The following is a 3,715-nucleotide window of genomic DNA, read 5'->3' as shown; positions in this document are numbered from 1 at the left end:
CACAGCCGGGCGTTCACCGTGCGGGCCTATCTGCTCCAGACCCACGAGATGCTGTTCGATGCCCTAACGCAGGCCTTGGGACTGCATCACTTTGAAAATTGACGCGCGCCGCCCGCGTTCCCATGTTATGCTTAGCGTGAAGCATGGAGCATGGAGCATATATGCGTAACCCCCGAAGTGACTGCCCCTCTACTAGCTGTCGAGCCGCCCAGCCGGGGCAGCGTGATGCAACTGCGAAGGAAATTGCGTCGCTGCCAGTCGAGGCGCAGAGCGAACGCATTTCGTGCTGTATGTATTGTGGCTGCCTCTACACTACGCGAGGCAATCTCGACGCAACGATTTGGAGGCCCTGATGCCCAAAGGCCCTAAGGGACAGAAGCGACCAGCCGATGTGATCGGCAACGCCGTGCACGTGATGAAGGTGCTGACCGGCGAGGCTGACGACGAAGCGCCCGACGACGGTAAGGACAAGGCCGCGCAATCGATGGGGCGTCGTGGCGGCGCGGCGCGGGCTGCTTCTATGACGCCAGAGCGCCGGGCTGAGATTGCTCGCAAAGCCGCAGAAAAACGATGGTCAAAATAAAATCGGAATATTTCGATTGACTTCTGAGAGGATTTTGGCACAGTGCCCCCGGTTCACATGAGGGGTGCATCATGCCGCGCGAGAAGGACGAAACGTTGACCCTGCTGGCCGACATGCTGCCAGTGTTTTCACGGGCCATCACCGATGGCGTCCGTAGCAGCTTCGACCACAATGCGGAGCGGAGCTACTTTTTACGCAAGGTCACTCGCCGCAACGACATTCGCGACACCATCGTCGAAAACCTCCGTATTGAGCTTAGCGGCATACCTGGGATCCGGATCGACGAGGACAACCAGACAACCTATTTCCGGTTTCATGGCATCTACACTGCGCTTGTGAAAAAAGCAGACGAATGTGGGGATGTCGCACTTTCCAAAGGCCAATCCGCATTTCTCTTCCACGTGAACGACGAAGTGATGCCGACACTTGATCTTCCTGAAATCGAGAATCTTTATCTGAGTTACGCGGATACTGCCGATCCGCGTAGCCCCATTCCCATGTTGATCAGCCCGAATGCAGACGGCATTAACTGGCTGGAGGAGCTTCCGCTGCCACCACCTGAAATCGTTGAGATCACTCCGCCCGTGCCAGACGAGCCAGACGATCACAGCGGCGGCTTGGTGCGAATCATCCCGGTATCGACGCCAGAAGAAGAAGCCGAATAGTGTATGCGACGACCATTCAACCCAGACATGCTCGCCCTGGCGAGAGATGCGCGAGGACTCACGCAAACTGAGTTGGTCGCCGCTCTAAAGGGCAGCATATCCCAGGCCAAGCTTTCGAAAATCGAAAACGGCCTACTGTCGCCGACTGATGAAGATGTCGCTGCGCTCGCGCGCGTCTTGAATTACGAAGTGCAATTCTTCTTTCACGCACATACTCGCCGTAGCGAGCCAGTGACATATCACCGCAAACGCAAGAAGCTGGCGAAGAAGGATTGGTCGCAAATCTACGCGAAGGCCGAGATGCATCGCATTATGGCGTCGCTCATGCTGCGCTCGGTCGAGCTGGCTCCGCGCCTACCGCTTCCACCAAGCATCGATCCAGACGAATATGACGGTCGAGTGGAAGATATTGCGCAAGCCGTTCGGCAAGCGTGGTCGGTCCCACGCGGTCCAATTGAAGATGTTGTCTCACTAATGGAGAATGCAGGTATCATTGTTGTCGGTTTTGATTTCAGGACCGAGCTTTGCGATGGTTTTACGCAACATGCGACTGACGGCATACCACCTATCGTATTTATAAATACTCGCCAACCAAAGGATAGACTGCGCTATTCCTTGGCTCACGAGCTAGGCCATATCGTAATGCATCGCCTTCCTAACGCCGATATGGAGAGCCAAGCAAATAGATTTGCGTCAGAATTACTCATGCCAACCAGTGACATATTAAAAGACCTTTATAATCTATCGTTAGATAGATTTATGGCCTTGAAGGTGCATTGGAAGACATCAATGCAAGCATTGATTAGAAAGGCATATAATGCTGGAAAGCTGAATGATGCCCGATACCGATACTTCATGGTTCAAATGGGTAAGCGAGGCTGGAGAACGAACGAGCCGGTCGAACTCACCAACGTGCGCGAAAGGCCGAGAGTGCTAATGCGCATCCTCCATGCTCACTTGGGGAAACTGGAATATACCTTGGAAGACATGTCTGCGCTCACTGGCGTGAGGTCCGCAGAAATTGAGACGATGTATGACCTGGTAGAAGCTCCAAAACTGCGCCTTATCATTTAATACTGAACAATAATACTTGACGCTATGCATAAAGGCTCATATAAAAATGGGCATGAGAAAGCTCGACCTCAAAACCCGCATCCAAATCCTCAACCTTCTATGCGAGGGTATGTCGATGCGGGCCGTCGCCCGAATTGCTGACGTCAGCTTCAATACTGTTGCAAAGCTGTTGATCGATGCCGGAACGGTCTGTGCTGAAATGCACGACGAAATGGTGCAGGGAGTGAAGGCAAGTCGCATTCAGTGCGATGAGATTTGGGCCTTTAACTACTGCAAGCAAAAGACGGTCAAGAGCGCGAAAGCAGCCCCCGCTGACGCTGGCGATATTTGGACCTGGACCGGCATCGACGCCGACAGCAAGCTGATTGTTAGCTATCTCGTTGGCGACCGTTCTGGTGAAGCTGCAATCGAGCTTATGGACGATCTCCGTTCGCGCCTCACCAACCGGGTTCAGCTTTCGACGGACGGCCACCGGGCGTATCTGGAAGCCGTTGAAGGCGCGTTCGGAGCCGATGTTGATTACGGCCAGATCGTGAAGCTCTACGGCCCGACAATCGACAAGGGCGGACGCTACAGCCCCGCAGAATGCACTGGCATTCGCAAGCGTAGCGTCGAAGGCCGCCCCGACATGGCGCATGTCTCAACGTCCTACGTCGAAGCGCACAACAAGACGATGCGGATGCACATGCGGCGCTTCACCCGTCTGACAAACGGCCACAGCAAGAAGGTCGCCAATCATGCTCACATGGTCGCGCTCTACACAATGTTCTATAACTTCATTCGCACACATTCGAAGCTGCGTACGACGCCCGCAATGGCCGCTGGCATCGCTGATACGTTCCTTGGTTTCGAAGCGATCGTTGATCGGATCGATGCAGCACATGCCCCCAAGCCGCGCGGCCCCTACAAAAAGCGCGTCACGGAAATTTCAAAGTGATGCAGTCCCCAGGCCTTCAGGGTTCTGGGCGGAGTGCCGCAGCGCGGGATCTTCGATAATATGAGAACCGCAGTCGACCGGATCGGCAGTGGCAAGGCCAGACAGGTCAACGCTAGGTTCGCGGCGATGGCCAGCCATTACCTGTTCGAGCCCGACTTCTGCAACCCAGCCTCTGGGTGGGAGAAGGGGCAGGTCGAGAAGAACGTGCAGGATGCACGCCGCCGGTTGTGGCAGCCGATGCCCAGCTTCCCCGATCTCGATGCGCTCAACGCTTGGCTCGAAGCGCAATGTATCGCCCAGTGGAGCCGGATACCGCATGGCAGCTTGTTCGGCACCGTTGCCGATGCCCATGCCGAAGAAGTTGCCAGCCTGATGCCACTAGGCCGTCCCTTTGACGGCTTTGTCGAACACACCAAGCGCGTGTCGCCGACCTGTCTGGTGACGTTCGAGCGCAAC

At 55.4% G+C, this 3,715-nt stretch carries 4 protein-coding genes and 1 pseudogene; all 5 read left to right on the top strand.

Going from position 1 to position 3,715, the window contains the following annotated elements:
- Positions 1-352 precede the first annotated feature (352 nt).
- Entirely contained in the window at positions 353-583 is a 231-nt protein-coding gene (locus tag L3X40_RS21260) for a hypothetical protein (protein ID WP_237367338.1), read from the top strand.
- 71 nt (positions 584-654) lie between these two features.
- On the top strand, positions 655-1,248 hold the full coding sequence (locus L3X40_RS21255) for a hypothetical protein (RefSeq protein WP_237367337.1): 594 nt from the start codon (positions 655-657) through the stop codon (positions 1,246-1,248).
- A 3-nt stretch (positions 1,249-1,251) separates the two neighbouring features.
- Positions 1,252-2,322: a helix-turn-helix domain-containing protein gene (locus tag L3X40_RS21250; protein ID WP_237367336.1), complete on the top strand. Its 1,071-nt coding sequence runs from the start codon at positions 1,252-1,254 to the stop codon at positions 2,320-2,322.
- A 52-nt stretch (positions 2,323-2,374) separates the two neighbouring features.
- Positions 2,375-3,259, top strand: a complete 885-nt coding sequence (locus tag L3X40_RS21245; RefSeq protein WP_237367335.1) for a helix-turn-helix domain-containing protein — start codon at positions 2,375-2,377, stop codon at positions 3,257-3,259.
- A gap of 9 nt (positions 3,260-3,268) precedes the next feature.
- Positions 3,269-3,715, top strand: a pseudogene (locus L3X40_RS21240) (IS21 family transposase); the annotation flags it as partial.

This window comes from Rhizorhapis sp. SPR117 (genome assembly GCF_021742065.1).
Note: the sequence above shows the minus strand (reverse complement) of the source record. Positions and strands in the feature narration are given on the sequence as shown.

Coding starts and splice junctions, on each gene's coding strand:
- L3X40_RS21260 (WP_237367338.1), top strand. CDS start 353: ATGCCCAAAGGCCCTAAGGGACAGAAGCGACCAGCCGATGTGATCGGC.
- L3X40_RS21255 (WP_237367337.1), top strand. CDS start 655: ATGCCGCGCGAGAAGGACGAAACGTTGACCCTGCTGGCCGACATGCTG.
- L3X40_RS21250 (WP_237367336.1), top strand. CDS start 1,252: ATGCGACGACCATTCAACCCAGACATGCTCGCCCTGGCGAGAGATGCG.
- L3X40_RS21245 (WP_237367335.1), top strand. CDS start 2,375: ATGAGAAAGCTCGACCTCAAAACCCGCATCCAAATCCTCAACCTTCTA.